Annotated in this window: 20 protein-coding genes; 9 read left to right on the top strand and 11 right to left on the bottom strand. The window is 62.9% G+C overall.

Annotated features, from left to right (window positions below):
• Nucleotides 1-12: 12 nt before the first annotated feature.
• Nucleotides 13-4467, bottom strand: coding sequence for an autotransporter outer membrane beta-barrel domain-containing protein (locus HHL14_RS30295; RefSeq protein ID WP_230413276.1), 4455 nt, complete (start codon nt 4465-4467; stop codon nt 13-15).
• Between the two features lie 689 nt (nt 4468-5156).
• Here HHL14_RS30295 and HHL14_RS30290 point away from each other — a divergent pair.
• Complete coding sequence (locus HHL14_RS30290; RefSeq protein WP_169501289.1) at nt 5157-5888, top strand: DUF2278 family protein; 732 nt, start codon at nt 5157-5159, stop codon at nt 5886-5888.
• A 110-nt stretch (nt 5889-5998) separates the two neighbouring features.
• Here the strand turns inward: HHL14_RS30290 and HHL14_RS30285 are convergent, their stop codons facing one another.
• The 5 genes from HHL14_RS30285 to mdlC form a co-directional block, all read right to left on the bottom strand.
• A complete protein-coding gene (locus HHL14_RS30285) occupies nt 5999-7135 on the bottom strand; it encodes a porin (protein ID WP_169501288.1) in 1137 nt (378 codons plus the stop codon).
• A 210-nt stretch (nt 7136-7345) separates the two neighbouring features.
• Nucleotides 7346-8758 carry an MFS transporter gene (locus tag HHL14_RS30280; RefSeq protein ID WP_169501287.1) on the bottom strand — a complete coding sequence of 471 codons (1413 nt, stop codon included), beginning with the start codon at nt 8756-8758 and terminating at the stop codon, nt 7346-7348.
• A gap of 181 nt (nt 8759-8939) precedes the next feature.
• Nucleotides 8940-9863 (bottom strand): ketopantoate reductase family protein, encoded by a 924-nt coding sequence (locus tag HHL14_RS30275; protein WP_169501321.1) that lies wholly within the window; start codon nt 9861-9863, stop codon nt 8940-8942.
• Nucleotides 9864-9889: 26 nt separating this feature from the next.
• Nucleotides 9890-11341: an aldehyde dehydrogenase gene (locus HHL14_RS30270; RefSeq protein ID WP_169501286.1), complete on the bottom strand. Its 1452-nt coding sequence runs from the start codon at nt 11339-11341 to the stop codon at nt 9890-9892.
• Nucleotides 11342-11375: 34 nt separating this feature from the next.
• The gene (mdlC, locus tag HHL14_RS30265) at nt 11376-13043 is read right to left on the bottom strand and encodes a benzoylformate decarboxylase (protein WP_169501285.1); all 1668 of its coding nucleotides are present in this window, start codon (nt 13041-13043) and stop codon (nt 11376-11378) included.
• Nucleotides 13044-13147: 104 nt separating this feature from the next.
• On the opposite strand from mdlC, the gene HHL14_RS30260 reads away from it, so the two are divergent.
• Nucleotides 13148-14065, top strand: a complete 918-nt coding sequence (locus HHL14_RS30260) for a LysR family transcriptional regulator (RefSeq protein ID WP_169501284.1) — start codon at nt 13148-13150, stop codon at nt 14063-14065.
• Between the two features lie 334 nt (nt 14066-14399).
• On the opposite strand, the gene HHL14_RS30255 is transcribed toward HHL14_RS30260, so the two are convergent.
• Entirely contained in the window at nt 14400-14618 is a 219-nt protein-coding gene (locus HHL14_RS30255; RefSeq protein ID WP_169501283.1) for a hypothetical protein, read from the bottom strand.
• 103 nt (nt 14619-14721) lie between these two features.
• On the opposite strand from HHL14_RS30255, the gene HHL14_RS30250 reads away from it, so the two are divergent.
• Together HHL14_RS30250 and HHL14_RS30245 are read left to right on the top strand one after the other, a co-directional pair.
• Nucleotides 14722-15186 (top strand): hypothetical protein, encoded by a 465-nt coding sequence (locus tag HHL14_RS30250; protein ID WP_169501282.1) that lies wholly within the window; start codon nt 14722-14724, stop codon nt 15184-15186.
• A gap of 19 nt (nt 15187-15205) precedes the next feature.
• Nucleotides 15206-16606 (top strand): alkaline phosphatase family protein, encoded by a 1401-nt coding sequence (locus HHL14_RS30245; RefSeq protein WP_230413275.1) that lies wholly within the window; start codon nt 15206-15208, stop codon nt 16604-16606.
• A gap of 146 nt (nt 16607-16752) precedes the next feature.
• On the opposite strand, the gene HHL14_RS30240 is transcribed toward HHL14_RS30245, so the two are convergent.
• Nucleotides 16753-16899: a hypothetical protein gene (locus HHL14_RS30240; RefSeq protein ID WP_169501281.1), complete on the bottom strand. Its 147-nt coding sequence runs from the start codon at nt 16897-16899 to the stop codon at nt 16753-16755.
• 91 nt (nt 16900-16990) lie between these two features.
• Between HHL14_RS30240 and HHL14_RS30235 the strand changes: the two genes are divergently transcribed.
• Nucleotides 16991-18001, top strand: coding sequence for a DUF2891 domain-containing protein (locus tag HHL14_RS30235; RefSeq protein ID WP_169501280.1), 1011 nt, complete (start codon nt 16991-16993; stop codon nt 17999-18001).
• A gap of 91 nt (nt 18002-18092) precedes the next feature.
• Nucleotides 18093-19334 carry a cystathionine gamma-synthase family protein gene (locus HHL14_RS30230; protein ID WP_169501279.1) on the top strand — a complete coding sequence of 414 codons (1242 nt, stop codon included), beginning with the start codon at nt 18093-18095 and terminating at the stop codon, nt 19332-19334.
• 64 nt (nt 19335-19398) lie between these two features.
• Here HHL14_RS30230 and HHL14_RS30225 read toward each other — a convergent pair whose 3' ends face one another.
• From HHL14_RS30225 to HHL14_RS30215, 3 genes are all read right to left on the bottom strand, one after another.
• Nucleotides 19399-19755: a BON domain-containing protein gene (locus HHL14_RS30225; RefSeq protein WP_169501278.1), complete on the bottom strand. Its 357-nt coding sequence runs from the start codon at nt 19753-19755 to the stop codon at nt 19399-19401.
• A gap of 107 nt (nt 19756-19862) precedes the next feature.
• On the bottom strand, nt 19863-20468 hold the full coding sequence (locus HHL14_RS30220) for a LysE family translocator (RefSeq protein ID WP_268966664.1): 606 nt from the start codon (nt 20466-20468) through the stop codon (nt 19863-19865).
• 127 nt (nt 20469-20595) lie between these two features.
• Entirely contained in the window at nt 20596-21186 is a 591-nt protein-coding gene (locus tag HHL14_RS30215; RefSeq protein ID WP_169501276.1) for a hypothetical protein, read from the bottom strand.
• A gap of 196 nt (nt 21187-21382) precedes the next feature.
• Here HHL14_RS30215 and HHL14_RS30210 point away from each other — a divergent pair, with 196 nt between their 5' ends.
• From HHL14_RS30210 to HHL14_RS33875, 3 genes are all read left to right on the top strand, one after another.
• On the top strand, nt 21383-22072 hold the full coding sequence (locus tag HHL14_RS30210) for a cysteine hydrolase family protein (RefSeq protein WP_329601759.1): 690 nt from the start codon (nt 21383-21385) through the stop codon (nt 22070-22072).
• Between the two features lie 61 nt (nt 22073-22133).
• A complete protein-coding gene (locus HHL14_RS30205; protein WP_169501274.1) occupies nt 22134-23294 on the top strand; it encodes an IS30 family transposase in 1161 nt (386 codons plus the stop codon).
• A gap of 168 nt (nt 23295-23462) precedes the next feature.
• Nucleotides 23463-24125: a glutathione S-transferase family protein gene (locus HHL14_RS33875; RefSeq protein ID WP_169501273.1), complete on the top strand. Its 663-nt coding sequence runs from the start codon at nt 23463-23465 to the stop codon at nt 24123-24125.
• The last annotated feature ends 848 nt before the right edge of the window (nt 24126-24973 follow it).

The following is a 24973-nucleotide window of genomic DNA, read 5'->3' as shown; positions in this document are numbered from 1 at the left end:
GTTCCCCCGGCATCAGAACCGCCACGCCAGATCTCCGAAGATGCCCTGGTCCCGGAAGCCGCTGCCGAACTGGCCGTTATACGACACGCGCGCGGACAGATTACGGGTCAACGCCGTTCCGACGCCTGCCGACATCACGGCGCTATCGCGCGTGACCGGCACTCCGGCGACATTGAACGGCATGCTGCCTCGCAATGCCAGAACGGAAGTGGGCGTCGAATTGCCGTAGGCATGACGCCAACCCAGCGAGCCATTTACAACGAGTGTGATGCGGCCCAGCATCAATGCGGTCGATGCGCGTGCACCGAGCGTCGAGTACGCCATGTTGATCGTGTCGCCGCTTGCGGTGAGCGCAGCCGCATTGCCTTGCTCGCCGAATCTATCCACATGCAGGTTGACGTACGCCAGGTTCGCGAAAGGCTCGACCTTCACGTTATTCACGTCGAAGCGATAGCCGAGCTCGCCGAACACCTGCGCGGTGCCCGCATCGTAGCTCGCATCGAGGTGGTCCACGTAGCCGTCGAAAGCGACCGCCCGGCTGGTGCCGATGCGATGCCAGCTATAGCTCGCGCCGAGGCGCAATCCGAGCGCCCCCCATTGCGATCCGCCGTACACGCCAAGATGATAGTCGTCGCTCGAACCCGACGACATGCGTTCGTCCGCGTCGAACGTCGAATGGTCGTAGCCGCCGAATAGACCCGCGCGCCAGTTCCCGAACACCGGTGTATCCGCGCCGACGAACACGCCGCCTATCGACTGGCTGATTCGTGCCGCGTTGCCGTCGCCCGAAATCGAGCCCCAGGAACCGAAGCCGCGCGTCCACACGACGGTGTCTTGCGGGTTGCACGTCGTGTCGCCCGCGCGTGGATTGACCGCCGCGGTACGGATCGCCGCCTCGCTGGCGCCGACACCGCAGTAGGCATCGCGCAGCCGGTCGGTTGCCGCGTCGCGCGTTGCGCTGCTCTGCTCCAGCAGCACCGTCTTCGCCGACGCATGAATCTCGCCGGATAACTGGTCGAACGCGCCACGCGCGGCGGCATCGGTCGGCAACTCACCGATCGCCGCGCGCAGTGCGCTACCGGCAGCCAGCGAATCGAGCGCGCCGGCCGCCGCACGTTGATTGGGCGTCAGCGCGGCGGCCGCGAATTGACGAACCTGCTGCGCGCTCAGGTAGACGTTGTTCGCGTCGTAACTGTCCGCCAGCCGGTAGAACGCCGAGATGGCGGTGTCGCCGGCCAGCGTATAAGTGCCGCTGACGCCATCGGCCGCGGTCAGCACCGTATATCGCGCCGTTGGCAAGATGACGCCCGACGGCGGCCCGCTCACCTCGAGAATCGCGCCATTCGCAAGGGTCGCCTGGCCGTTGACCGTGATGCGATCCGATGCGGCAAGCCCGTCCCCGAGTTGCGCCGCGTAAGTCGATCCCGCCAGTTGCGAATAGGCGCCATTGACGGTGAGCGTGCCGACCGAATGGCCCGGAGCGATGGTTCCGCCGCCGCTGATCGTCGCGCCCGCCACGCTGCCCGTGCCCAACAACGTTCCGCCGCGGCCGACCGTGACCGCGGAGTTGACGAGCGCGCCGTCTACCTGCAGTTGACCGCCCTGAACGTTCGTGCCGCCGGTGTAGGTGTTCGTGCCACTCAACCGCTGGAGGCCAGCGGCAAGCGTCAGCCCTCCACCGCCCGCGATCGTGCCGCCGAAGTCTCCGCTGGCGGCCGTCAGCGTCAGGGTGCGTGCGCCGAGCGCCACGTTGCCGGCGCCCGACAGGCTGCGGATCGACTCGTCGGCCGCCGCGCCGGAAATATCGAACGTGCCGTTGGCCGTCACGCCACTCGACTGCGAAATCGAGCCGGCTCCCGCTAGCGCCAGCGTCCCGGCCGAAATCGTGGTGGCGCCGGTATAGGTGTTCACCGCGCTCAGCACCAGATTACCCGAGCCGGTTTTCACGAGATCCCCCGATGCCGTGCCGTCGCTCAGGGTTCCGGACAGCGTGCCGGTTAGCCCCGAATTGACGTTGACCGTCGGGTCACCGGACAGCCTGACTGCGTTGTTCAACGTGAAGCTATTGCCGAAGTCGAGTGTGGTGTTGGCCGCCATCGCCAACGTACCGGTTCCGAGCGCCGTCGCATTGCCAGGACTGAGGGTGCCGGCGTTCAATGCCGTGCCGCCGCTGTAGGTATTGGCGCCGCTCAGCGTGAGCACACCGGCGCCGGCTTTGGTCAGCGCGCCGCTGCCCGACAGCACGCCCGACCACGTCGCGCCGATGCCGTTGGTGTCGATGGTCGAGGTCGTGCCGCTCATCAGCGTGGCATTGACGTCCGTACTCAACGCCGGGCCAACGACCTGTATCGTTCCTCCGCCGAGATTGAAGGCGTACGTGCCGCCCAGATTGTTGTAATCGCCGGACAACGAACTTCCGCCGATCTGTAGCGTACCGCCCGCCAGGTTATACGTGCCGCTGCCCACCGCGGCGAGATACAGTCGCGACGCGTTGCCGACCGCAAAGACCCCGCCGGTCTGGTTGATCGTGCCGGTGCCTCCGCCGGGCGATGCGAGGTTCGAGCCGATGAACAACGCGCCGTTCGCGAGGTTGAAGGTGCCGCCGCTCAGGTTCAGCGTGCCGCTGCTCGACGTGCTGCTGGAGGCGTTGCGACCGAGCGTCACGAAGTCGGTGGTGGCGGTGCCGAACGTGACGGTGCCGCCCGCCAGGTTGTAGGTGCCCGTGCCGCCCTGATTGCCGATGTTCAGCGCCACGCCGGGCGTGCCGAACACGACGTTGCCGCCGGTCTGATTGACTGTGCCGGTACCGCCGAAGTCGCCGACCTGAAGCGCGTTGTTGAACGTGAGCGTGCCGCCGCTCACGCCCAGCGTGCCGGACAGCGTCGATCCGGGAACCTGCGCAGCCAGTGCGTTACCGAGGCCAAGCGACAGATAGTCGATCGTCGTGTTGCCGCTGGTAAGCGCGAGTCCGCCGCCGACCACGAACGCCGAGCCGCCCCGAATCGTGGCGCCGTCGATCGTCAACAGCCCCGCACCGGTTTTGACGAAGCTGCCATGCTGCGAGTTAGTTGCCGCGCCCGTGTTGACGATCATGCCGGAGAAAACGGTGCTCGTCCCGTCGATGCCGACGACGAGCGTGTTCGTGCCGTCGATTATCGCGCCGCCGCCCGACAGGTTCGGTAAGGGGACAATGGCAGTCGTGACGCCCGAGATATCGAAAGTGCCGTTGTTGACCATTCCGCTGGTCGAATTGATGCTGCCATTGCCCGTGAGTGCGAGCGTGCCGGCGGCGATGGTCGTCAGGCCGGTATAGGTGTTGGCATTGGTCAGCGTCAGCGTGCCGTTACCGGCCTTGGCCAGCGCGCCGCCGCCCGACAGCACGCCCGACCACGTCGCGCCGATGCCGTTGGTATCGATCGTCGACGTCGTGCCGCCAACCAGTGTTGCATCGACATTCGCGCTCAATGCCGAGCCGATGACCTGTATCGTTCCGCCGCCGAGATTGAACGCGTAGGTGCCGCCCAGACTGTTGTAGTCGCCGGACAACGAGCTTCCGCCGATCTGCAGCGTGCCGCCCGACAGGTTATAGGTGCCGTTGCCCGCCGCCGCGAGATAGAGTGCCGATCCACTGCCGACCGCGAGCGTCCCGCCGGTCTGGTTGATCGTGCCGGTACCAGTGCTGCCCGACTGGTTCGAGCCGATGAACAGTGTCCCGCCCACGAGGTTGAAGGTGCCGCCGCTCAGGTTCAGCGTGCCGCTGCTCGCTGGATTGCCTTGCGTGTTGCGCCCGAGCGTCACGAAATTGTTAGTGGTGCTGGTACCGACCGTGACGGTACCCCCCGACAGGTTGTAGGTGCCCGTGCCACCCTGATTGCCGATATTCAACGACACGCCGGGCGCGCCGAACACGACGTTACCGCCCGTCTGCGTGACTGTGCCGGTACCGCCGAAGTCGCCGACGTGAAGCGCGTTGTTGAATGTGAGCGTGCCGCCGCTCACGCTCAACACGCCCGACGAAGTCGATCCGGTCAGCGTAGCGTTATTGATGCCTAGCGAAAGGTAGTCGATCGTGGCGTTGCCGCTCGTGACCGCGAGTCCACCGCCCACCACGAATGCCGAGCCGCCCCGAATCGCGGCGCCGTCGATCGTTAGTGTTCCCGCGCCGGTTTTGATAAAAGCGCCCTGCTCGGCCGTTGGCGAAGTTGCGGTGCCCGCGCTGCTGATCGTCCCTGAGAAACTGGTGTTCGTGCCATCGGTACCAACGACCAGTGCCGTGTTAGCGGGAACCAGGATGAGTCCGCTACCGGAGAGGTTGGTCAGCTCCGTCACGGTCTGCGCGGATGCCGTCACCGATGAAACGCCGAGCAGCCAGATTGCGTGGAGGATGCTGAGACGGTTGAGCCGCTTGTGCCGCGTCGATAGCCGGGCTGGCAACGCGTCGCGCGCGTAGCGAGCATGAGCGTCCAAGGATACACAGCAATTCCACGCGACAGCCATGGCAGTCCCCTCGCTTATACGCCGGTGGCCCCTCGCCATGTCCGCCGTTACGAACTCCGCTCAGCGAGACAGTCCGATCTCCAGTCGATTTCGAAATGACCTCTTCTGGAATGACGTTACCTTGATCGTAGTGCAGCCAGGCTCTTTAAAAATGCCTGTTTGAGGGACTTGTTAAGAGTAGATACGGAGATTGAATTGTCAAGAAAAACGCAAAGTCATTCAAAGACAGACTGTTCAAAATTCGACACTGCCCGCGTCGATAGAACCTTCAATCGCAGAATCCACGAGTTGCCTCGAGCATGAGCCAGGCGAACGTCGCACTGACACGTGTGGCGCAGGCGTGGTTTGTGTAGACCCAACGTGCGGGCATTCGGCAATCCGGTAAGGAATTCCAATCGTGCCAAAGCAACCGCGGGAATCAAGGGAGGTCGAACGGAGTATTCGACCCAGGCCTCCCCGCAAAAATCTGAAGTTCGGCCTTATGTCTGAGGTAGCATCGACAACGCGCGAACGACGGGCTAGCGGCAGGATCGCGAGGGCTTGCCCGACGGGATCAGTCATCTCCCTCGGTCGACTTCCGCAGTCATCGCGGCATCGATCGATATGGTTCGTTATCCGTACTGTCTGCTTCCTCCCCACTTCGACAGGGCTATCCGGTCATGAACGAATACTGCATGTTCAAGGGAAAACTGCTGCGTGCCGCGCCTTTCAAGGATGCTTACGTCGGCAGTCCACACTATGTGATTACGATCAGCGGCAACGACAACAAGCCGTTCAATCTCGTCGTCAATTCGGCGTCGACCGAACCGGGCGAAGACGGCAACGACGACGTGTATTTCTATGCCGACCTCAACTTCGACGATCCGCTGACCGCCAAGCTGCAGGCGCTCGATCTGGGCCTCTATACAAGCGGTTTTCCACGGCTCGATTACTTCCAGGACAGCAGTCTGCTCGACCTGCACCGGATGCGGCCGATTCCGTACAAGGATGAAAACGGCAACCGTGCCGACGTCAACGACGTCATCGACGGGATCCTCAGCATCGACGAAAGCCAGCCGTCGCAAAGCCTGCCGTTCGACAACGGCAGCGGTCAGTTGCATAACCGGGACTTCTGGACCCCGACCACCGCAGGCATCGTGGTCTACGGTTTCGGTTTTCTGTTCGTGCCGAAACAGGACGGGCTGCACGAAACCCACATGAATCAGGGCAATCCGCGCGGCCCGCATTACAAGGAAAACGGCGCGTTCCAGGACGGCGCGGTGATCGTGCAGCGCGCCGATGGCTTTGCCGCGATGTTCACCGCGTTCCAGACTCAGTATCTGCCAACCAATGCGGGCGGTTTTCCGACGCCGGATGCGCGGCCGTTGCCGGATTACATTCGTGGCGGTTGAGTCGTCGGCTTATCGTGCCGAACTTCGCGCTGGGCTTCGCGATGGACTGGCGGAAGCACCGGCAATAACCAACGGCAACCACCAGCCGCAACGACAGGCCGCGCCCTCACTCAGAAGCTATGCCGCAGCCCCGCCATCAAACCCAGTTGCCCCGCGCCCGGCGCGGGCGTCGTCCCGCCGCCGCCCTGGCTCACCGTATAGGCCGCCTTGTCGCTATTCCACAGATACGCGCCCTGCGCATAGAGCGACGTGCGCTTCGACAGCAGATACGTGGTGCGTAACGCGGCAATCGTGCCGCGCGTATCGTTGCGGCTGTTGACGATGTGATACACGCCGCCATCGACGATGAACGCCGGCGTCACCAGATACGACGCCGTCAGATAGTACTGATCGGAGTGCACGTTCGGCGTGGCCGACGACACCGTGTCGACGCGTCGTCCGAGCCAGCCGCCGCCGAGCCGCAGATCGCCGATATGGCCGTAGCCGTTCAGTTGCATGCGCACGTCGGTATCGCTCGGGTTCGTGAAGGCGAACGACGCGGTGCCGTCGAACATGTTCGCCATCGCGCCCGGGCCGCCGTGCTGCTGATCGTAAGCCGCGGCGACGCCGTAGCCGTTGCGGTCGTAGCGCAGCATCGCCGACCACTCGCGGCAGGTCGGCCCGCTGCCCGCGGTCGGTCCCGCGCAGGTGCCCTGTCCCGGCGAATTGCCGGTGCCCGCCGCATCGCGGCCGAACGACCACGTCGCGCCGAGCGTGAAGCCCGCATAGCTGCCCTTGTAGACGATCGTGTTGTCGCTGCGCGAGCTCGGCAGATACTGATCGAACGACGCGGTGCCACCGTAGATGTCTGGGCCGAGCAGGTCCGCATCCGACAGCGCCCAGAACGTCATCGTGTATTGACGGCCGAAAGTCAGCGCGCCGTACGGCGTATTCAAGCCGACCCACGCCTGACGGCCGAACAGCCGGCCGCCCTGGTTCAGCGTGCCGTTGCGCATATTGAAACCGCTTTCGAGCGTGAAGATCGCAGCGATGTCGCCGCCCAGCGCTTCCGTGCCACGCAGGCCCCAGCGCGACGGCATCGAGCCGGTAATGCCCGGCATGCGCACCACGCTATCGCCCGCCGCATTCGCGTGCGACACATATTCGATCCCCGTATCGACGATGCCGTACAGCGTCACGCTGCTCTGCGCATACGCGGCTGTACCGATACCCGACAACATCAGTGCTGCGGCAATCCGTAGTTTCATAGTCTCCGTGAACCCTTATTGAAGGTTTGTTTTAGTTGGTAGGCCTGATCGAACAGGCGTGCGGCATCCGTGGCGCGCGCGGATGTTCTCCGCGCGGCCCGCAAAATTGAGGGGAAATTCGGATCGGGCGAAGCCGTCCTCGCGATGCGAACGCATCGCGAGAGACTGCGCTACGCCCAGGCCATGATCAGGCCACTGCTCAGCGTGAGATCAGCGCGCCCGCACGGCACCGCCGCGCGGAATATGTCGCTGCACGACCGCCAGCGCGATCATCACGACCGCCATCGCAATGCCGAGCATCAGCAGATAACCCGACGCGCCGCCCGCGGTAATCACCGCCGCGCCCGCGAACGCGCTCAGAATCGCACCGACGCGGCCGAACGCGAGCGCGGAGGCGGTGCCGGTGGCGCGCACGCCGGTCGTGTAGACGTACGCACACAGCGCGTACATCGTCGATTGCACCGCGTTGACGAACAGGCCGTGCAGCGCGAGACCGAAGATCATCAGCGTGGTGTGCTGCGTCGCGCTGACGCCGACCAGCATCCATGCGCTCGCCACGCCGCCCGCGCAGCACAGCAGCAGCGGCCAGCGCGAACCGTAGCGGCCAATTGCGAGCGCGCACAGCACCGCGCCGATCACGCCGCCGAGGTTGTACGCGCTCAGTCCATAGCCCGCGAGCGACACGCTCAGGCCTTCGCTCGTCAGCATCGACGGCAGCCAGCTGAAGGCTGCATACACGGCGAGCAGGCACATGAAGAACGCGCCCCAGATCGCGATGGTGTCGCGCGCGCGGCCATCGCGGAACAACGCGGTGAAGCCGACGTGTTGCTCCGCACCCTGCTCGCGCAAGTCGGTGAAAGTCGCGTCGGCCGACACGTCGCGCGCCATGCGGCGCAGCAGCTTCACCAGTTCCGGCCAGCGCTGCGGACGGCGCGCCAGAAAGCGCGGCGACTCCGGCAACGCGAACAGCAACACGACCGCCAGCACGAGCGGCAGCACGCCACCCGCGACGAACAGGCCGCGCCAGCCATACACCGGCAACACCTGACCCGCGAACAGACCCGCGACCATGCCGCCCAGCGGCACGCACAGAATCGTCGCCGTCACCGCGAAGGTACGAAAACGCGCGGGCGTGAATTCGGCGGTCAGCGTGGTCGAGGTCGGCAGCGCGCCGCCGATGCCCAGCCCCGCGATAAAGCGCAGTGCCGCGATGGCCGCGACGTTCGGCGCGAGACTGATCGAACAGGTCGCGACACCGAACACGAACACGCTGCCGATCACCGCCCAGCGTCGGCCGAAGCGATCGGCGAACAGCCCCGCGAACGCGCTGCCGATGCCCATGCCGATCAGCCCCGACGCGACCACCGGCGCAAACGCGTTGCGCGTGATGCCCCACTCCTTGATCAGCATCGGAATCGCGAAGCCGATCAGCTGACTGTCGAAACCATCGACGACGATCGACAGCGCCGCGAGCACCACCGCAATTTTCTGCAGCAGCGTATAGGGGCCGTCGTCGAGCGCATGGCCGATGTCGACCGCGCTGCCGCCGCGCGCGATGCCGGCGAGAGCCGCGTCGTCGCGCGCGGTCGAGGCCGCGGCCGAAGCGGGAGGAACGTAATTCATCAGCTTGTCTCCATGGTTTTTGCGCTGCGTGCGCATTTATCGATTCTTTGCTCGTCGGTATGGCCGGCGCGGCATGCGCGTGGCCTCTCCGATTCGCGCCCGAGCCATCACGTTCGTGCACGACTTCGGGCCCAGCATCCTTCCGGTCTTGCGCCGGATTCGTTGCGGATTCAGGCGCGCATTAACGTGAAGCGCGCGCGTCGACGAGTCTCACCAGGTGCAGCAGCGTTTCGGTGCACGGCGCTGAAACGCCCTCCGCGCGAGCCGCTTCGACCACCGCGCCGTTGATCGCCTCGATCTCGGTCTTGCGGCCGGCCAGCACGTCCTGCAACATCGATGGCCGATGCGCGCGATGATTCGCGAGCGCAAAGCGCACGTTGTCGACCACGTGCGCTTCGTCGAACGCGATCCCGCTCGCGTGCGCGACCGTCGCGACCTCGGCGACGATCTTCAGCGTCAGCGCCTCGCCATCCGGCACGTTCGACAACTCGCCGACCGTGCATTGCGTCAGCGCACACAGGCTGTTCAACGCCGCATTGAACGCGACCTTCTCCCAGATCGCGGACCACACGTTGGGGTCCGCGACGCAGTTCAGGCCGGCCGAATTCAGCGCATCGACGGCACGCCGCACATGCGCGTGCAATTCGCCGTCCGCGTTCATCAGACGGATTTCGCCCGAGCCGTGCGAGCTGACCTGCGCGGCGCCGGGTTTGTCGGCGGGCCACGTCGTCATGCCGGCCATCACGCGTTCGCGCGGCACGTGGCGCGCAATCCGCTCGACGTTGCCGAGACCGTTCTGCAACGACAGCACCGCCGTATGCTCGCCGAGCAGCGCTCGCGCCGACGTAAGCGCGGTTTCCGTGTGCATCGTCTTCGTGAAAACGATCAGCAATTCCGGCGCGGCAGTGGCCTGTTCGGGACGGCAGCCATGCAAAGCGCTGACCACTCGCGCGCCCGCATCCGTCGTCAGATGCAGGCCGTCGCGGCGAATCGCATCGAGATGCGCATCGTCGATATCGACGAGCGTGACGCGATGGCCCGCCTCAGCAAGCAGGCCGCCGAACAGCGAGCCCATCGCGCCCGCGCCGAGAATCGCGATATCCATAGCGTCACGCATCGTGATTTCCTCGCTTAGAACGGATAGTGACGCGGCGTGGTTTGCAGCGTGACCCAGCGCAGATCGGTGAATTCCGCGATCCCCGCCTTGCCGCCGAAGTGGCCGAAGCCGCTCGACTTCACACCGCCGAACGGCATCTGCGCTTCGTCGTGCACGGTCGGGCCGTTCACGTGGCAGATACCCGACTCGATGCGCTTCGCGACGTTCAACGCGCGCGCCGTGTCGCGGCTGAACACCGCGGCGGACAGGCCGTACTCGTTGTCGTTCGCGCAGGCGATCGCCGCTTCTTCGCCGCTCACGCGCACGATCGGCTTGACCGGACCGAACGATTCGTCGCGATAGATGCGCATTTCCGGGGTCACGCGATCGAGCAGCGTCGCGGGCATCAGCGTGGTGTCGCTCTTGCCGCCGCACACGAGCGTCGCGCCCTTCGCGAGCGCATCGTCGATCAACGCATTGCAGCGCTCGACCGTGCTCATGTCGACCACCGAACCGAGTACGACCGGCCCGTTGCGCGGATCGCCGAGCGGCAACGCGCTCGCGCGCGCCGCGAGTTTCTCCACGAATGCATCGGCAATGCTGTCGTCGACGATGATCCGTTCGGTCGACATGCAGATCTGGCCGGAGTTTGCGAAGGCGCCGAACACGGCCGCATCCACCGCCGCGCCGATGTCGGCATCGTCGAGCACGACGAGCGGCGCCTTGCCGCCGAGTTCGAGCACCGACGGCTTCAGATTGCGTGCGCAGGTCTCGGCGATGATGCGGCCCACGCGCGTCGAGCCCGTGAAGTTCACGCGCCGCACGGCCGGATGTTCGATCATCGCATCGACGATGCGCGCGGCGTCGGCCGGCGCGTTCGTGACGAAGTTCACGGTGCCGCGCGGCAGACCCGCTTCCTGCATCGCCTCGATGATCAGGCCATGCGTGGCCGGGCAGATCTCCGAGCCCTTCAGCACCACCGTGTTGCCGCATGCGAGTGGCAGCGCGATCGCACGGACCGCGAGAATCACCGGCGCATTCCACGGCGCGATGCCGAGCACCACGCCGGCGGCCTGACGCACGCCCATCGCGAGACTGCCGGGCACGTCGGACGGAATCAGCTCGCCGGCGATCTGCGTGGTGAGCGCGGCCGCCTCGATCAGACCCGCCGCCGCGAGATGTACGTTGAAGCCCGCCCAGATGCCCGACGCGCCGGTCTCCGCGGCCATCGCCGCGGCGAACGCATCGGCCTTCGCTTCGAGCGCGTGAGCGGCTTTGGTCAGCAACGCGCGACGCTCGCTCGGGCCGAGCGCGGACCACACCGGGAACGCCGCCGCGGCGGCGTCGACAGCGGCGACCGCATCGTCGACCGTGGCGGCCGGCGCGCGCGTCGCGACTTCGCCGTCGAGCGGATTGCGGCGCTCGAAGGTCGCGCCGTTACGCGCCTGCACCTGTTCGCCGGCAATCAGCATCGATACGTTTTTCATCGTTTCTCTCCTTGTTTCGAATCGGAAGTGCGCGTTACGCGACGACCACTTCGACGAGCGTCGGCCCCTGCTTCACGTCGGCCGCCGCGAGCGCGTCGCGCAACACGCCGGCGAGTTTAGCCGCTTCGTCCACCCGTTCGCCAGCGCAGCCCATGCCCGCGGCAATGGTCACGAAGTCGAGCCCCGGCAGATCCGTGCCCTGCACCGGCTCGTGCGGCGCGAAACCGAACACCGGCGCGAAGTCCTGCAGCGCCGCATAGCGCGTGTTGTTCAGGATCACGAAGGTTATCGGCAACTGCATCTGCACCGCGCTCCAGATTGCCTGGATCGAGTACATGCTGGAGCCGTCGCCGATCAGCGCGATCACCCGTTCGCCCGGCCGCGCGAGCGCGACGCCGACCGCGGCCGGCATGCCGTAGCCGAGGCCGCCGCTGTCCATCGTCAGGAACGTGCCGGCGCGCGAGATCGGCAGATAGGTCTGCATCACCGGCCGCGAGCTCGGCGCTTCCTCGACGACGATGCCGTCGGGATCGCGCACTTCGGCGAGCGTCTGCAACGCGAACGCGACCGACATGCGCTCGCCTTGCGCGGGCGGCAGCGCACGCGGCGGCACCGCGCGCGGCGCGGGGAATTCGCGCTCCTTCGGCGCGGCGCGCGCGAGCAGATCCAGCACGCCGAGCCGCACGTTGCCGACCGCCGCGATGCCTTGCGGCGTCCACGACGCCACCGCCGGATCGTCGATCAGCTGACACAGCTGCGCGCCCGGCGGCACATGCGGCCCCTTGCCTTCGACGTGATAGGTGAACGCCGGCGCGCCGATCGCGAAGATCGCGTCGTGCGCGCCGAGCAATTCGACGATGCGCTCGCGCATCGCCGGCAGGAAGCCCGCGAACAGCCGATGCGTTTCGGGGAAGCTGCAGCGCCCCGTCATCGGTGCCACGTAGACGCGCGCGCGATGCCGCTCGGCGAGCCGCACCACTTCAGCAGCCGCGTCGGCACGATCGACCGCGCCGCCGACCACGAACGCGGGCCGCTCGCACGCGTCGAGTACCGCGCCGATGCGCTCGAGCATCGCGGGATCGGGACGCATCACATGCGCGACCTCGCGATCGGGCACGCGTTCGGCCGGCTGATCCCAGTCATCGGCGGGAATCGACACGAACACCGGGCCGCGCGGCTCCTGCATCGCGATCGCGTAGGCACGCGCGATCGCGAGCGGCACGTCCTGCGCGCGCGCCGGCTCGATGCTCCATTTCACATAGGGCTTCGGCAGTTCGGTTGCCTGGGTCGCGGCGAGAAACGGATCGAACGGCAGGATCGAGCGGGCCTGCTGACCCGCGGTGACGACGAGCGGCGTGCGATTGCGAAACGCCGTGAAGATGTTGCCCATCGCGTTGCCGACACCGGCCGCCGAGTGCAGATTGATGAGCGCCGCGTTGCCGGTGGCCTGCGCGTAGCCGTCGGCCATGCCGACCACCACCGCCTCCTGCAGGCCGAGCACGTAGCGGAAATCGGTGGGGAAATCGCGGAACATCGGCAGCTCGGTCGAGCCCGGGTTCGCGAAGATCGACGTCATGCCGACGCGGCGCGCGAAGTCGATGACCGCGTCGCGCACGGTCCATGAAGCGATGCCCGACGCACCATCCTGAATGCGCTGTTCGACTGTCTGGGCGTGATTCTGCTGCGGCGCGCTGCCTGTCATACGATGTCTCCTGTCGTGTGAGCGCGTGAATTCGAACGGCCATTATCGCGACGACTGGGGTAACCGAAAATTGCCTAAATTGCAAAAAGGCATTACCTTTCGGCATGACTTACAACCTTCAGCAATTGCAGGCGTTTGCGACGATCGTCGCGAGCGGCAGCCTCGGGCGCGCCGCCGAAGCGCTGCACATCACGCAGCCGGCGCTGAGCCGGACTGTTCGCCGGCTCGAGGAACAGGTCGGCGCACCGCTGTTCGAGCGACACTCGCGCGGCATGCATCTGACCGCGGTCGGCGAGGCGCTGCTGCCGCACGCGATCCTGCTGCAGCGTGAAGCCGAGCAGGCGCGCGAGGAAATCGACGCGCTACGCGGCCTCGCGCGCGGCACGATCCGGGTGGGCGCGGTGGGCAGCATCACGAGCCTCGTGCTGCCGCTCGCGGTGAGCGGCGTGCTCGCGAAATGGCCGAATCTGCGCGTGGAGATCATCGAGGGCGTGTGGGACCGGCTCGCCGATGCGCTCGTCAAACGCGAGATCGATCTCGCACTGAGCCGGGCGATGCCCGACACCGACGAGATCACGGCGATCACCGATTGCCGCTGGGAGGACGCGAGCTACGTGGTGGCCGCGCTCGATCACCCGCTGCGGCGCAAGCCCGACCTCACGCTCGCCGACACGCTGAACGAGCGCTGGGCGATTCCGCCGCGCGGCACGGGGCCGTTCGAGCATATGCAGAGCGTGTTTGCGGAGCGCGGGCTGAGGCTGCCGAACGTGGTCGTCGAGACGCGCTCGGTGACGGCGTTAAAGAGCCTGGTCGCGCGTTCGGGTTTTCTGAGCTGGATGGCGTCGACGATGTACGTGACCGAAAGCAAGGCCGGCGTGTTCGATACGCTCGGGGTGCCCGGCGTGGTCGGACGGCGCACGCTGACCGCGTTCCGGCGGCGGCAAGGGATTCTGCCGAGTCCGGCGGTGAAGCTGCTGGAGCAGTTGAGGTTGTTGACGGCCGCGGGGATGGAGGGAGGATAGCAAGGTCACGCCTCCACCCGACGTCTTCCGCTTTCCGGATGCCGCTCGCGCGGCACTCATCCGTTTGAGTCGCGCTGCTGGAAAATCAGTGCGTTCGAAAAGCTCACCCTCATCACTTTTCGTCCCGGGATAATTCGAATTTTCAAATAATTCGCCGATGATTATCTATCGATTCAAATCCCGTATGTTTCTCCGCATTTCACGAGCAATCTTTCTGTTTTCAGTCTTTACAGACAAAACCAGAATGACAAATAGTCCGCCGCGCCGCAGCAAATCCGCCTCCGAATAAAGTCGTCAATTAGATTCTTTTGAAAACAGGCGGTCAATAGTGCGTTTACTTGATGGCACCCATATCGACGATCGGCAACAATTGCATCACAGAAAAGAAATCGGGAATCTGAGCCACGACACCCTTCCTGTTGAAGCGTGCACGACGACGAACTTCGCGCATACGCATCGACAAAGGGAAAATCCATGCTTCCTGAATAAATCCATGCAATGACATTGAGATAAGCGAAAAAATCCACACGACCAAAGAAGGCGGGGCAATCACGATGAACGGGATATATCTTCGGAGTCAGTTCGCGCGCACCTGTTTCGTGCGTTTTCCGCTAAATACGCACCTCAGTCGATTAATGCGAAATGCATTTTTCGTAATGACAGGTGTGATCGCATGTCAGTCGGCGTTTGCCGACAACGCGCCCGCATCGCAGCCGGCGGAATCGCCTTCCGTCATGATGAGCAGCGGCACGAGCGCCACGATCATGATCGCGGCCGCATTGGTTCTACTGATCAGCTGGATGACGGTGATCAGTGCGCTGCGCAAGCAGAACTGGAATCTCGGGCTTGCGTTATCCGAAGAGGCGGAGTTACCTGCCGGCACGCCACCACCCGCCGCGGGCCAGTTGCCGCCGATGGCGCCGAGCGCGTCGCGGCTCATTGCGCTGATGGGGTTGATCGTCTTCAGCACCTTCTTCATCGGCATCGGTTTCTACGTGATCTGGGCCTTGTGCAATGGGCGGCCGCTCGACGGCGCCAACGACGCGTGGAAATTCTTCGCAGCCGGGTCCGCGATGTTCCTGCCGTACGGCGCGAACAAGTTCGCCGACGCGTTCAAATAACGGATCGTGGAGATATGCGATGTCGACGATCCAGAACGTCAAGCGCCTGTTCGTCCTGATGCTGGAAAACCGCTCTTACGACAATCTGTTCGGCTGGTCGGACCTGCGCGGCTGGACACCGGACGGTGTGCCGACGCAAGCGGATGGACTCGTCGGCAAAGCACAATTCGGCAACGTGGACACGAACGGCCACGTGCGGCCGATCGCACCCGGCGCGCAGTACCGGCTCGGGTTCGATCCAGGCCATGAATTCTCCGACACGCTCGTGCAAATGTGCGGCCCGACGAATGCACAGGCCTATCTCGCGCAGGCGGTGAAGGATGCGGCCAATCTGCAGAATGGCCAGTATCCGCCGCTCGCGAAGAGTGCCAACGATCTCGGCTTCGCGTGCAGTCTCGCGCTATACGGCTACGACGTCCCGACCGGCATGCGTGGCTTCACGCCCGATCAGTTGCCGGTGCTGAACTTCCTCGCACAGCAATTCGCCGTCTGCGATCGCTGGTTCGCGTCGATGCCGGGACCGACGTGGCCGAACCGCTTTTTCGCGCTCGCCGGCACATCGTGGGGACTCGACCATTCGCCGAGCAATGGCACGACGATCGCCGCGAGTCTGTTCGATGGTTCGAAGTTCGGCAACGGCAGCGATTCGCTGCTCACACGTCTGACGCCGTCCGAATGGCTCGTCGCGCATGGCGACCTGCCGCAGTCGTGGTCGCTGCGAGGCGTGGACGCGCATCCCGGGCGCTTCCTGCATCACGTCGAACTGATGAACACGTTGCAAAGTGGCCGGCTCGGCGATACCTGCTTCATCTTCATCGAACCGACCTACAGCCCGATCGACAGCTTCCGCGGCGGAGAGTCGATGCATCCCTGCGGCGACGTGCGCAAAGGCGAAGCGCTCGTCGAGCAGATGTACAACGCGATCCTCGCGTCGCCGTATTGGGAAGAAAGCATCCTGCTGATCGTATTCGACGAACACGGCGGTTTTTTCGATCATGTGATTCCGGATCGCGACCACGTCCCCGACATGCCGCTACTGAAGCGCACGCCTCCAACCGCGCTGACAAAAAACGGCTTCCGGTTCGACCGGTATGGCTTTCGGGTTCCGGCGATCGTGGTGTCGCCATACGTCAAGCAGGCGACGATCGACCATGCGTTTCACGATCACCTGGCCATTGCCGCGACGCTCGCGAAGATCGCCGGACGAACCCATCCGCCGTTGCTCGACACCGAACGTTTCGCGATTGCGACAGATCTGTCGCCACTGCTGACGCTGACACAACCGCGCAAGGCGAGCGAAATGCATCCGTGCCCGCATGCATTGCCGATTGCGTCGGCTGCCGCGCCGACCATCAACAGTGGCGCAGCGGCGTTCAATACGTTGAACTGGCCCGTCCGGAATACGTATGGCGGCGCCTGACCGCTGGACTTGACAGCGCAACGCGGATTGAGCCGATAGAAAAGCACCGGCCGTGCGGATTCATTGCTCGTTGCTGCATCGAGCCGGATAGCCAGAAGTCTGCGCGACGTGAGCAGGTCGCGGCGCTACCTGCCGTCAATCGTGCGTCAATTCCCCCAAAAATCGGCTGGTTTCCACGCGATCGGCGAGCCGTCGAGCTTCGGCGGCTCGCCGACGACCATCACGACCGTAGATATCGCCATCTTGTAGGCCGGACTGCCGGAGCGGCCAGATCCGACCGCGCGAATCGACATGCATGGGACGCAATGGCCGACTGCTTTACTATTGCCGACGGTCCACACCATACTGTCATACCGTCCGCCCTCCGCCTCCAAGGACCCGCCGATGACCACCCTGCTCACCCACGATCTCGCGTCGAAATTCGCCAACGTCGCGCTCGCGCATCTCACCCGCGAATATCCGAACAAGCTCACCCACTCGCTCGCCGGCCCGCAGGACGTGCAAGGGCCGCGCGCGCTGCATCCGATCTTCTACGGCAGCTACGACTGGCATTCGTGCGTGCATGGCTACTGGCTGATCCTGCATCTGCTCGAACGCTTTCCCGACCTGCCCGAGGCTGCACGCATCGTCGCGGTGGTCGACGCGCATTTCACCGCCGAGAACGTCGCCGGCGAGCGCGCGTATCTCGATCTGCCGCACAATCGCGGCTTCGAACGACCATATGGGTGGGCATGGCTGCTCGCGCTGAGCGCGCAGCTGGAGTCGCTGAAGATCTCGGAGGCCGCGCGCTGGGCCAAAACGTTCGCGCCGCTCACCGAGGCGTTCGTCGACCGCTTCGAGGAGTTCCTGCCGAAAGCGACCTACCCGCTGCGCGTCGGCACGCACTTCAACATGGCATTCGCGCTCGCGTTGACGCTCGACTTCGCGCGGCAGACTTCGCGCGACTCGCTCGATGCGCTGATCGTCAACACCGCCGAACGCTGGTTCCTGAACGACGTCGCGTGTCAGGCATGGGAGCCGGCCGGCGACGAGTTTCTGTCGCCGTCGCTGATGGAAGCGGAGTTGATGCGACGCGTGCTGCCGCCCGCGCAATTCGCCGCCTGGTTCGGGCGTTTTTTGCCGGACCTCGGCGCGAAGAAACCGGCGACGCTGTTCGAACCGGTCACCGTCACCGATCGTAGCGACGGCAAGATCGCGCATCTGGACGGCCTCAATCTGAGCCGCGCGTGGTGCCAACGCTCGCTCGCGCGGGCGCTGCCCGCCGGCGACGTGCGCGCGAAGGTGCTACTCGATGCGGCCGAGCTTCATCTGCAAAGCGCGCTGCCGCACGTGGCCGGCGACTATATGGGCGAGCATTGGCTGGCGACGTTCGCGACGCTGGCGCTGGAGGCTTGAGGGTCGTCGAGCGGGACGCCGGGACTTCGCGGACTCTCGGTTACAGGCGATAATCGGCCGCAAAGCAATTGACCTGAAAAGCGGAGAAGGAATGGACAAGCAGGGTTTCACCACGGGTATCGTTCACGGCGACAGAATCGCGGGCGCCGAGCACGGCGCGTTGCGTCAACCGATTCATACGTCGGTGCAATATGGCTTCGAGCGCGTCGAGGACCTGATCGGCGTGTTCCAGGGCACGAAGAAAGGCGGCTTCAACTACGCGCGACAAGGCACGCCGACGACGGCCGCGCTCGAGCGCAAGATCACCAGCCTCGAAGAAGGCGTCGGCACGATCTGCTTCAGCACCGGCATGGCCGCGATCACCGCGACGTTCCTCACGCTGCTGCGCGCGGGCGATCATCTCGTGTCGAGCCGTTATGTGTTCGGCAACACCAACAGTCTGCTCGGCACGTTGCGCACGCTCGGCGTCGAAGTCACGACCGTCGATGCGTGCAACGTCGACGAAGTCAAGAACGCGATCCGGCCGAATACACGCATGGTGTTCGTCGAAACCATCGCGAATCCGGGCACGCAGATTCCCGATCTGCAAGGTATCGGCGACGTGTGCCGCGAGCGCGGCATCGTGTACTTCGTCGACAACACGATCACCTCGCCCGCCCTGTTCAAGCCCAAGGCGGTCGGCGCGAGCCTCGTGATCAACTCGTTGACGAAGACCATCGCGGGTCATGGCGCGGCGCTCGGCGGCGCGGTGACGGATACGGGCCTGTTCGACTGGAGCGCGTACCCGAATATCGCCGACGACTACCGACGCTCGGCGGCGAAGGATCAGGGGCTGCTGCAGATCCGCAAGAAAGGCCTGCGCGACATGGGCGCGGCACTGTCGTCCGAGCAGGCGCACACGATCGCGATGGGCGCGGAAACGCTCGCGTTGCGCGTGAAGCAAAGCAGCGACAATGCGCTCGCGCTCGCAAAGTTTCTCGAAGGACACAAGGCGATCGGCAATGTGTTTTATCCGGGCCTGAAGAGCCATCCGCAATACGAAGTGGCGCAGGCGCTGTTCAAGGGCGCGTCATGGCTGCTGTCGTTCGAATTGCTCAACGCGGATCGCATGATCGACGTCGTCAATGCGCTCAAGCTGCCGATCAAGGCGACCGGTCTCGGCGACACGCGCACGCTGATCATTCCCGTCGCGCCGACGATCTTTTTCGAAGCCGGTCCGGAAACGCGCAAGGCGATGGGCATTTCCGACGGCATGCTGCGCCTGTCCGCGGGGATCGAGGATATCGACGACCTGATTGGGGATTTTGAGCAGGCGTTGAGGTTGGCGGTGTAGTTTTGTTGCGTCTTGCGCGGGGCTGCGGAGGTGGCCTCGCTTGTTTGGCGGCTGGCGGGTTGGTCTAACGACTGTTCCGCACGGTCAACTGATTCGTCACCGACCGGACTCCGCGCACCGATCTTGCCGTATTACCGGCGAGCGCGATCTGCCTGGGCTCAGGCACCCATCCCGTGAGCGTCACGACACCGAGGCTCGCCCTGACCCGAATCCCTGATGCATCCACGTTCGGTGCCCGCCCAAGGGCGCTGCGGACGTCACGACTCACCGCACTATCCGGCCTGTTCTGAAGCCGCGATGTCGAGTGCGCCACCGGCTGCGCTGTCGCACCGACATTCGTTTGCGCGACAGCCGGGATCGAACCGCAACTCATGGTGGCCATCACCAGGATCGCGCAGATTTTGACGCTCGTGTCGCTCATATTCGTGCTCCCTTTGGGATTCGACGTCGCAGACTGTAGAACTCAGTACGAGTGGTTTGACTCATTCGGCATCATTTACCAGACCAGCAACAAGTCGGTAAGCGTCATCAGATTTTCTCTGTTGCCAGCTTCAGACCCAGCCCGACGAACAAGGCGCCCATGCTCCTGGTCAACCAGGCAGAAATAGCCTGGTTCCGACGAAATGCGCCTGTCATTCTCGCCGCAAGGAAAACGTAAGTGATGCTCATGGATATTCCGACCATATTGCCAGTCACGCCCAACGCAACGAGATGTTTCACAGGGCTCGGGTCGTGTGCGCTCATGAACTGAGGAAGCAATGCGATGTAAAAAAGAGCGACTTTCGGGTTCAGGACATCACTGAGAAAGCCTTGCCAGAAGATGAGGCGCAGAGCCTTTTTCCTGGTATCGCCGACAGGGAGGGCGACTCCGCTGGAGCGCAATGCTCCCCAGCCCAGGTAAATGAGGTAAGCCGCGCCCGCCCACTTTACGGCAGTGAATGCCGTCGCGGATGCCAATACCAGCGCCGAGAGACCCGTTACAGCCGCGAGCAGATGCACGTAGGAACCGAGGTTAATTCCGAACGCAGCACACAACCCTGCCGCACGCCCCTGAGCAATCGTCCTCCCGAGCAGGAACAACATATCGGGTCCGGGGACGAGAGATAGAACGAGGCTCGCACCAATGAAGAGCATGTATGTATGCAGGCTCATGTTTCTCTGGGTCAATGTCTGAGGGAAATTGACGATGAGTATAGCCGTCTGGGGGTTGGCCAGGAGCGCACAGTCGACATCAACTTCTGGACCGTCGGCAACATCCCTCTTATTTCTTCAGCAACGCACCGTAGTAGTCGGCAATATTGTTTTCAGAACCCTTTGTAATCCGGTTGAATGCTCGTGCCCACGGCCAGAAGTTCGTACCCGAGGCGGTTTGCAGCCCGGGAAAGCGATTTCCGCCGAGCGTGACCATACCCCATTCGCCTCCATGGTTACGGCGATACACCTCTCCCACGTAACTTCCAAAGCCCTTTGCAAACGACATGACTTGCTCGTCGGTAGGCTTAGGAGCGGTGCTGGTGTACGAGGAATTCAGCTGAGCCAAAACCTTCTCGACGTTCGCTATGCTCGCATCCGACCAGTCCAGTTTGACGGCGAATTGTTTTGCTGCGAAGTCGACAGCACCCTGCGCATAAGCTTGCGCCATCTGTTCGATCTTCGGATCAGGAGTGAAAGACGGGCTTGCGTTGCTGTCTGCAAAGTCAACGTCTGCGACCGCCAGGAGTGCCCAGGCGAGCAGTGCTGCTGTCACACGCTTTGCATCGATCCTCATTGAATCCTCACTTTGAATAGGCTGATCGTACGCAACCGTCACGATGCCTCGCACGTGACAAAACGGCTTTTTCTGCCATGTCAACGGCCGATTTCGGGAAACCTGAAGGTCTGTTGAGGGGTCGTTCAGGGGTAAACGCGTCGGGCACGAATCGGCCGATACTGTTGAAAAAGTCGCTAACCGTGTGTCTCGCGAGACTTTTGGGGGTCTTCTCACCCTTGACCAACATTCGCGGGCGGCTTGCGGGTCGATCTGAGAGGTCGATTTTATCGGTTGCTGATTGCTCAGGCCGCGCAGCGACTTTTTCAACAGTATCGGCCAAAAGCGGCCGGTCGACCGCTCCACCAATTTCGTTGACAATCTGGAACAGTTGCCCGCCTCAACAGACTTGGAGAGTCCGATGTTAGTTGCCCGTCCTTCTGCTGGTGCCGTGCTGCTACTGATTGATTTACAGCAAGCGATCGACCATCCGAGTTGGGGCGTGCGAAACAATCCCCATGCTGAAGAGCAAATTAGCAGGTTGCTTGCGCGATGGCGCAGCGAGGGTTGGCCGGTATGGCATGTCCGGCACGATTCCACCGACGCAAATTCTCACTATCGACCGGGGCAGCCAGGGCACAAATTCAAGCCAGAATTCACCCCGATGAATGGCGAGCCCGTTATCCCGAAGCAGACCAACAGTGCCTTCATCGGAACCGATCTTGAAGCCCGGCTCCGCAACGGTAACCTCGATACGCTGGTTGTAGTGGGTGTGATCACGAACAATTCAGTTGAGGCGACGGTTCGTATGGCTGGCAATCTTGGTTTCCAGACCTATCTCGTTGCCGACGGATGTTTCACGTTTGCCCGCACCGACTGGAGCGGGACCGCACGAAGCGCCGACGATGTTCACGCGATGTCCCTAGCCAACATGGACTCGGAATACTGCACCGTCACAACGGCAAATCTGTTGTTGAGTGACCAAAGTTGAGGGCGGATTCAACCGGTCGATGCAACACCTAGAATCTGCGTGATCAGCGGAGGTGTTGCAAATGAAGCAGCGACCGAGAATTTATTACTCCGAGACCCAGAGAGCGCTGATGTGGGACCGATGGCGCAAGGGCGATACGATTCATCAGATTGCCAAACTGTTTGATCGAGGCCATTCTTCGATTCAGCGGATACTATCGGAGAACGGTGGCATCCAGCCGCCGCAAAGGCACCGCGCACCACAGGCATTGACGCTCGCGGAGCGCGAGGAGATTTCCCGCTCTCTGGTATCCGGATTATCGATTCGATCGATAGCAGCCAGGCTGGGGCGCGCTCCTTCCACTATAAGTCGCGAGTTGCAGCGCAACGGAGGCAGCCAAGGCTATCGAGCAAGCCAGGCGGATGCATTCGCCTGGGAGCGGGCACGTCGGCCGAAGGTTTGCAAATTGGTGCAAAACCAGACGCTGGCGCGAGTTATCGCTGCAAAGCTGAATCTGCAGTGGTCCCCTGAGCAGATTGCTGGTTGGCTCAGACATGCTTATGCGGTCAACAAGGACTATCTGGTGTCGCACGAGACAATCTATCGGAGCCTCTATATTCAAGCTCGCGGCGCCCTGAAAAAGGAATTGCTCGAGCACTTGCGACGATCCCGAACCATGCGCCGGTCCCGTCATCACACACTGAAAACGGAGGGCCGCACGAACATTCGCGACGCCGTGTCGATCAGTGAACGCCCCGCGACGGCGGAGGATCGCGCAATACCCGGGCACTGGGAAGGCGACTTGCTCTATGGCAACGCGACGAGCCAGATTGCAACTCTCGTCGAACGTCAAAGTCGATTCGTGATGCTGGTGAAAGTGGCCAGTAAGGATTCTGAGGCTGTGGTTGACGCGCTGATACGACACGCCAACAAGTTACCTCGGGAGCTATATAAATCGCTGACCTGGGACAGGGGTTCGGAAATGGCCGACCACAATCGCTTTACTGTCGCAACCGACATTGAGGTCTATTTCTGCGACCCACAGCATCCCTGGCAACGCGGCTCGAACGAAAACACGAATGGGCTTCTGAGGCAATACTTCCCCAAGGGTACTGATCTATCTGCCTACTCACAGGCCAGGCTGGATGCCATAGCCAGGCGGCTCAACGAACGTCCCCGAAAAACACTAGACTTCGATACGCCGGCTGAGCGATTTAACCAAATCGTTGCATCGACCGGTTGAATCCGCAAGTCTGTGCTCGCTGCTCATTCGGCTCCGTGCGGCCAGGAAGGGACACTCGCCCTCTGCACATAGATCGTCGACAAATCTGCTGTGTGCGAACACCGATTGGCAGCGCCGAATTGGAGATCGCAGGCTTCGTTAAAATAAACTGTCGTATCCGCGCCTCTCGTGCGCGACTGGGGCGAAGCTGTGCCGACAACCGAAGTGGTGAAACTATACGGAGCCGCATGGAGTGTCTATGTGCGGATCGTCCGGCTTGCGCTGGAAGAGAAGCAGGTCAAATATGACCTGGTCGAAGTGGATGTCTTCGCAGAGACGGGGGTTCCGCAGGAGCATCTGAAGCGTCACCCGTTCGGCCGCATTCCGGCCTTTGAGCATGGCCATTTCCATCTTTACGAGACAGGCGCGATCGTTGGCTACATCGATGACGCTTTTCCCGGATGCAAACTGCAGCCGGCAGATCCTAGGGCCCGCGCGAAGGTAAACCAGATCGTTGGGATACTGGACGCCTATGCATACCGAACGCTCGTTTGGGACATATACGTGGAACGCGTGGTTTCAGCTCGCGAAGGCCGGATAGCCAATGAACACAAGATCGCCGCCGCGCTACCGCGTGCCGCTGTATGTCTATCTGAACTGACCCGGCTGTCCGACGACCGTGAGTTTCTGATCGGCGGTGATGTGACATTTGCTGACCTGTACGCCGCGCCAATGTTTGCCTGCTTCATGCAGGCACCGGAAGCCGTTTCATTAATGGAAGGGTATGAAAAATTGACCCGCTGGTGGCAGCGATTCGCCGCTCGCCACAGCATGTCCCGAACAGCGCCATGAGCAACTGCGTGCGGCACGCAACGGGCCGAGGTTGTGTGAAAACGCGTGCTGAATGAGGTTCTCAAAAAAATCGGCCCTCCAGATCGCGCTGTATTGGCTTGGCAGTGACTTGGGAAGGTTAAAACGACACCCGAAAACCGAGCACTTTTGCGTTCTCACACAACCTCGGCCAGAATTGGACACTCGACGGGAATCCCGGAATCGTAAACAATCAGGCGGTGGACCATGAGATGAGGTTAAATTCAAATCACGGCCAAATCCTGTCCCCACGCACGGACCCCATCCGCCAAACAGAATGGCCTGGACGCCTCCACCTCAAGGCGAGAGCAATGCGCCAATGTGGTTAAAGACAAGCCTTACTCTGCTCCATCGTTTGCTATGCGGACTTTTGGTACTAGGCGCGCTTGTGCCCATTGTGATGCAAGTACTTGACATTCCGATTCCGTTCGATACGTCTCGGACGTTTTCGCTATTTATCCTGACTGGAGGCGTGCTCGCGTTCACACACGCCTTGCGCACTTGGATTTTGCGCCTGCCTATCCCGACCCGATACTCCCAACCGGTGCCATATGGTTATCCAGGATGGCACAGCTTTCTCCAAGCCCAGTTTGCTACAGGATGTTTCCTGTTTTTCTTCGGTGCGCTGCTACTCCTGCTTTGAGTTGCAAACGTCGCCGAGTCTAATGGCCGCTTTGTAGAAAGATCGTTGTCTCTTATGGGTCCAGAGTGTGTGAAAACGCATTGATCGCCTAAACTGAATCAACGCACTGAGACCGGGTGACTCATGAAGCGATTCGTTGAAGGCGAAGACCGCAAGCAGGTCGCACTACTTCCCGAATGCGTTGATG

Source organism: Paraburkholderia antibiotica (genome assembly GCF_012927125.1).
GTDB classification, from domain to species: Bacteria; Pseudomonadota; Gammaproteobacteria; order Burkholderiales; family Burkholderiaceae; genus Paraburkholderia; species Paraburkholderia antibiotica.
The sequence above is the reverse complement of the archived record's forward strand: the minus strand, read 5'-3'. Positions and strand labels throughout refer to the sequence as shown.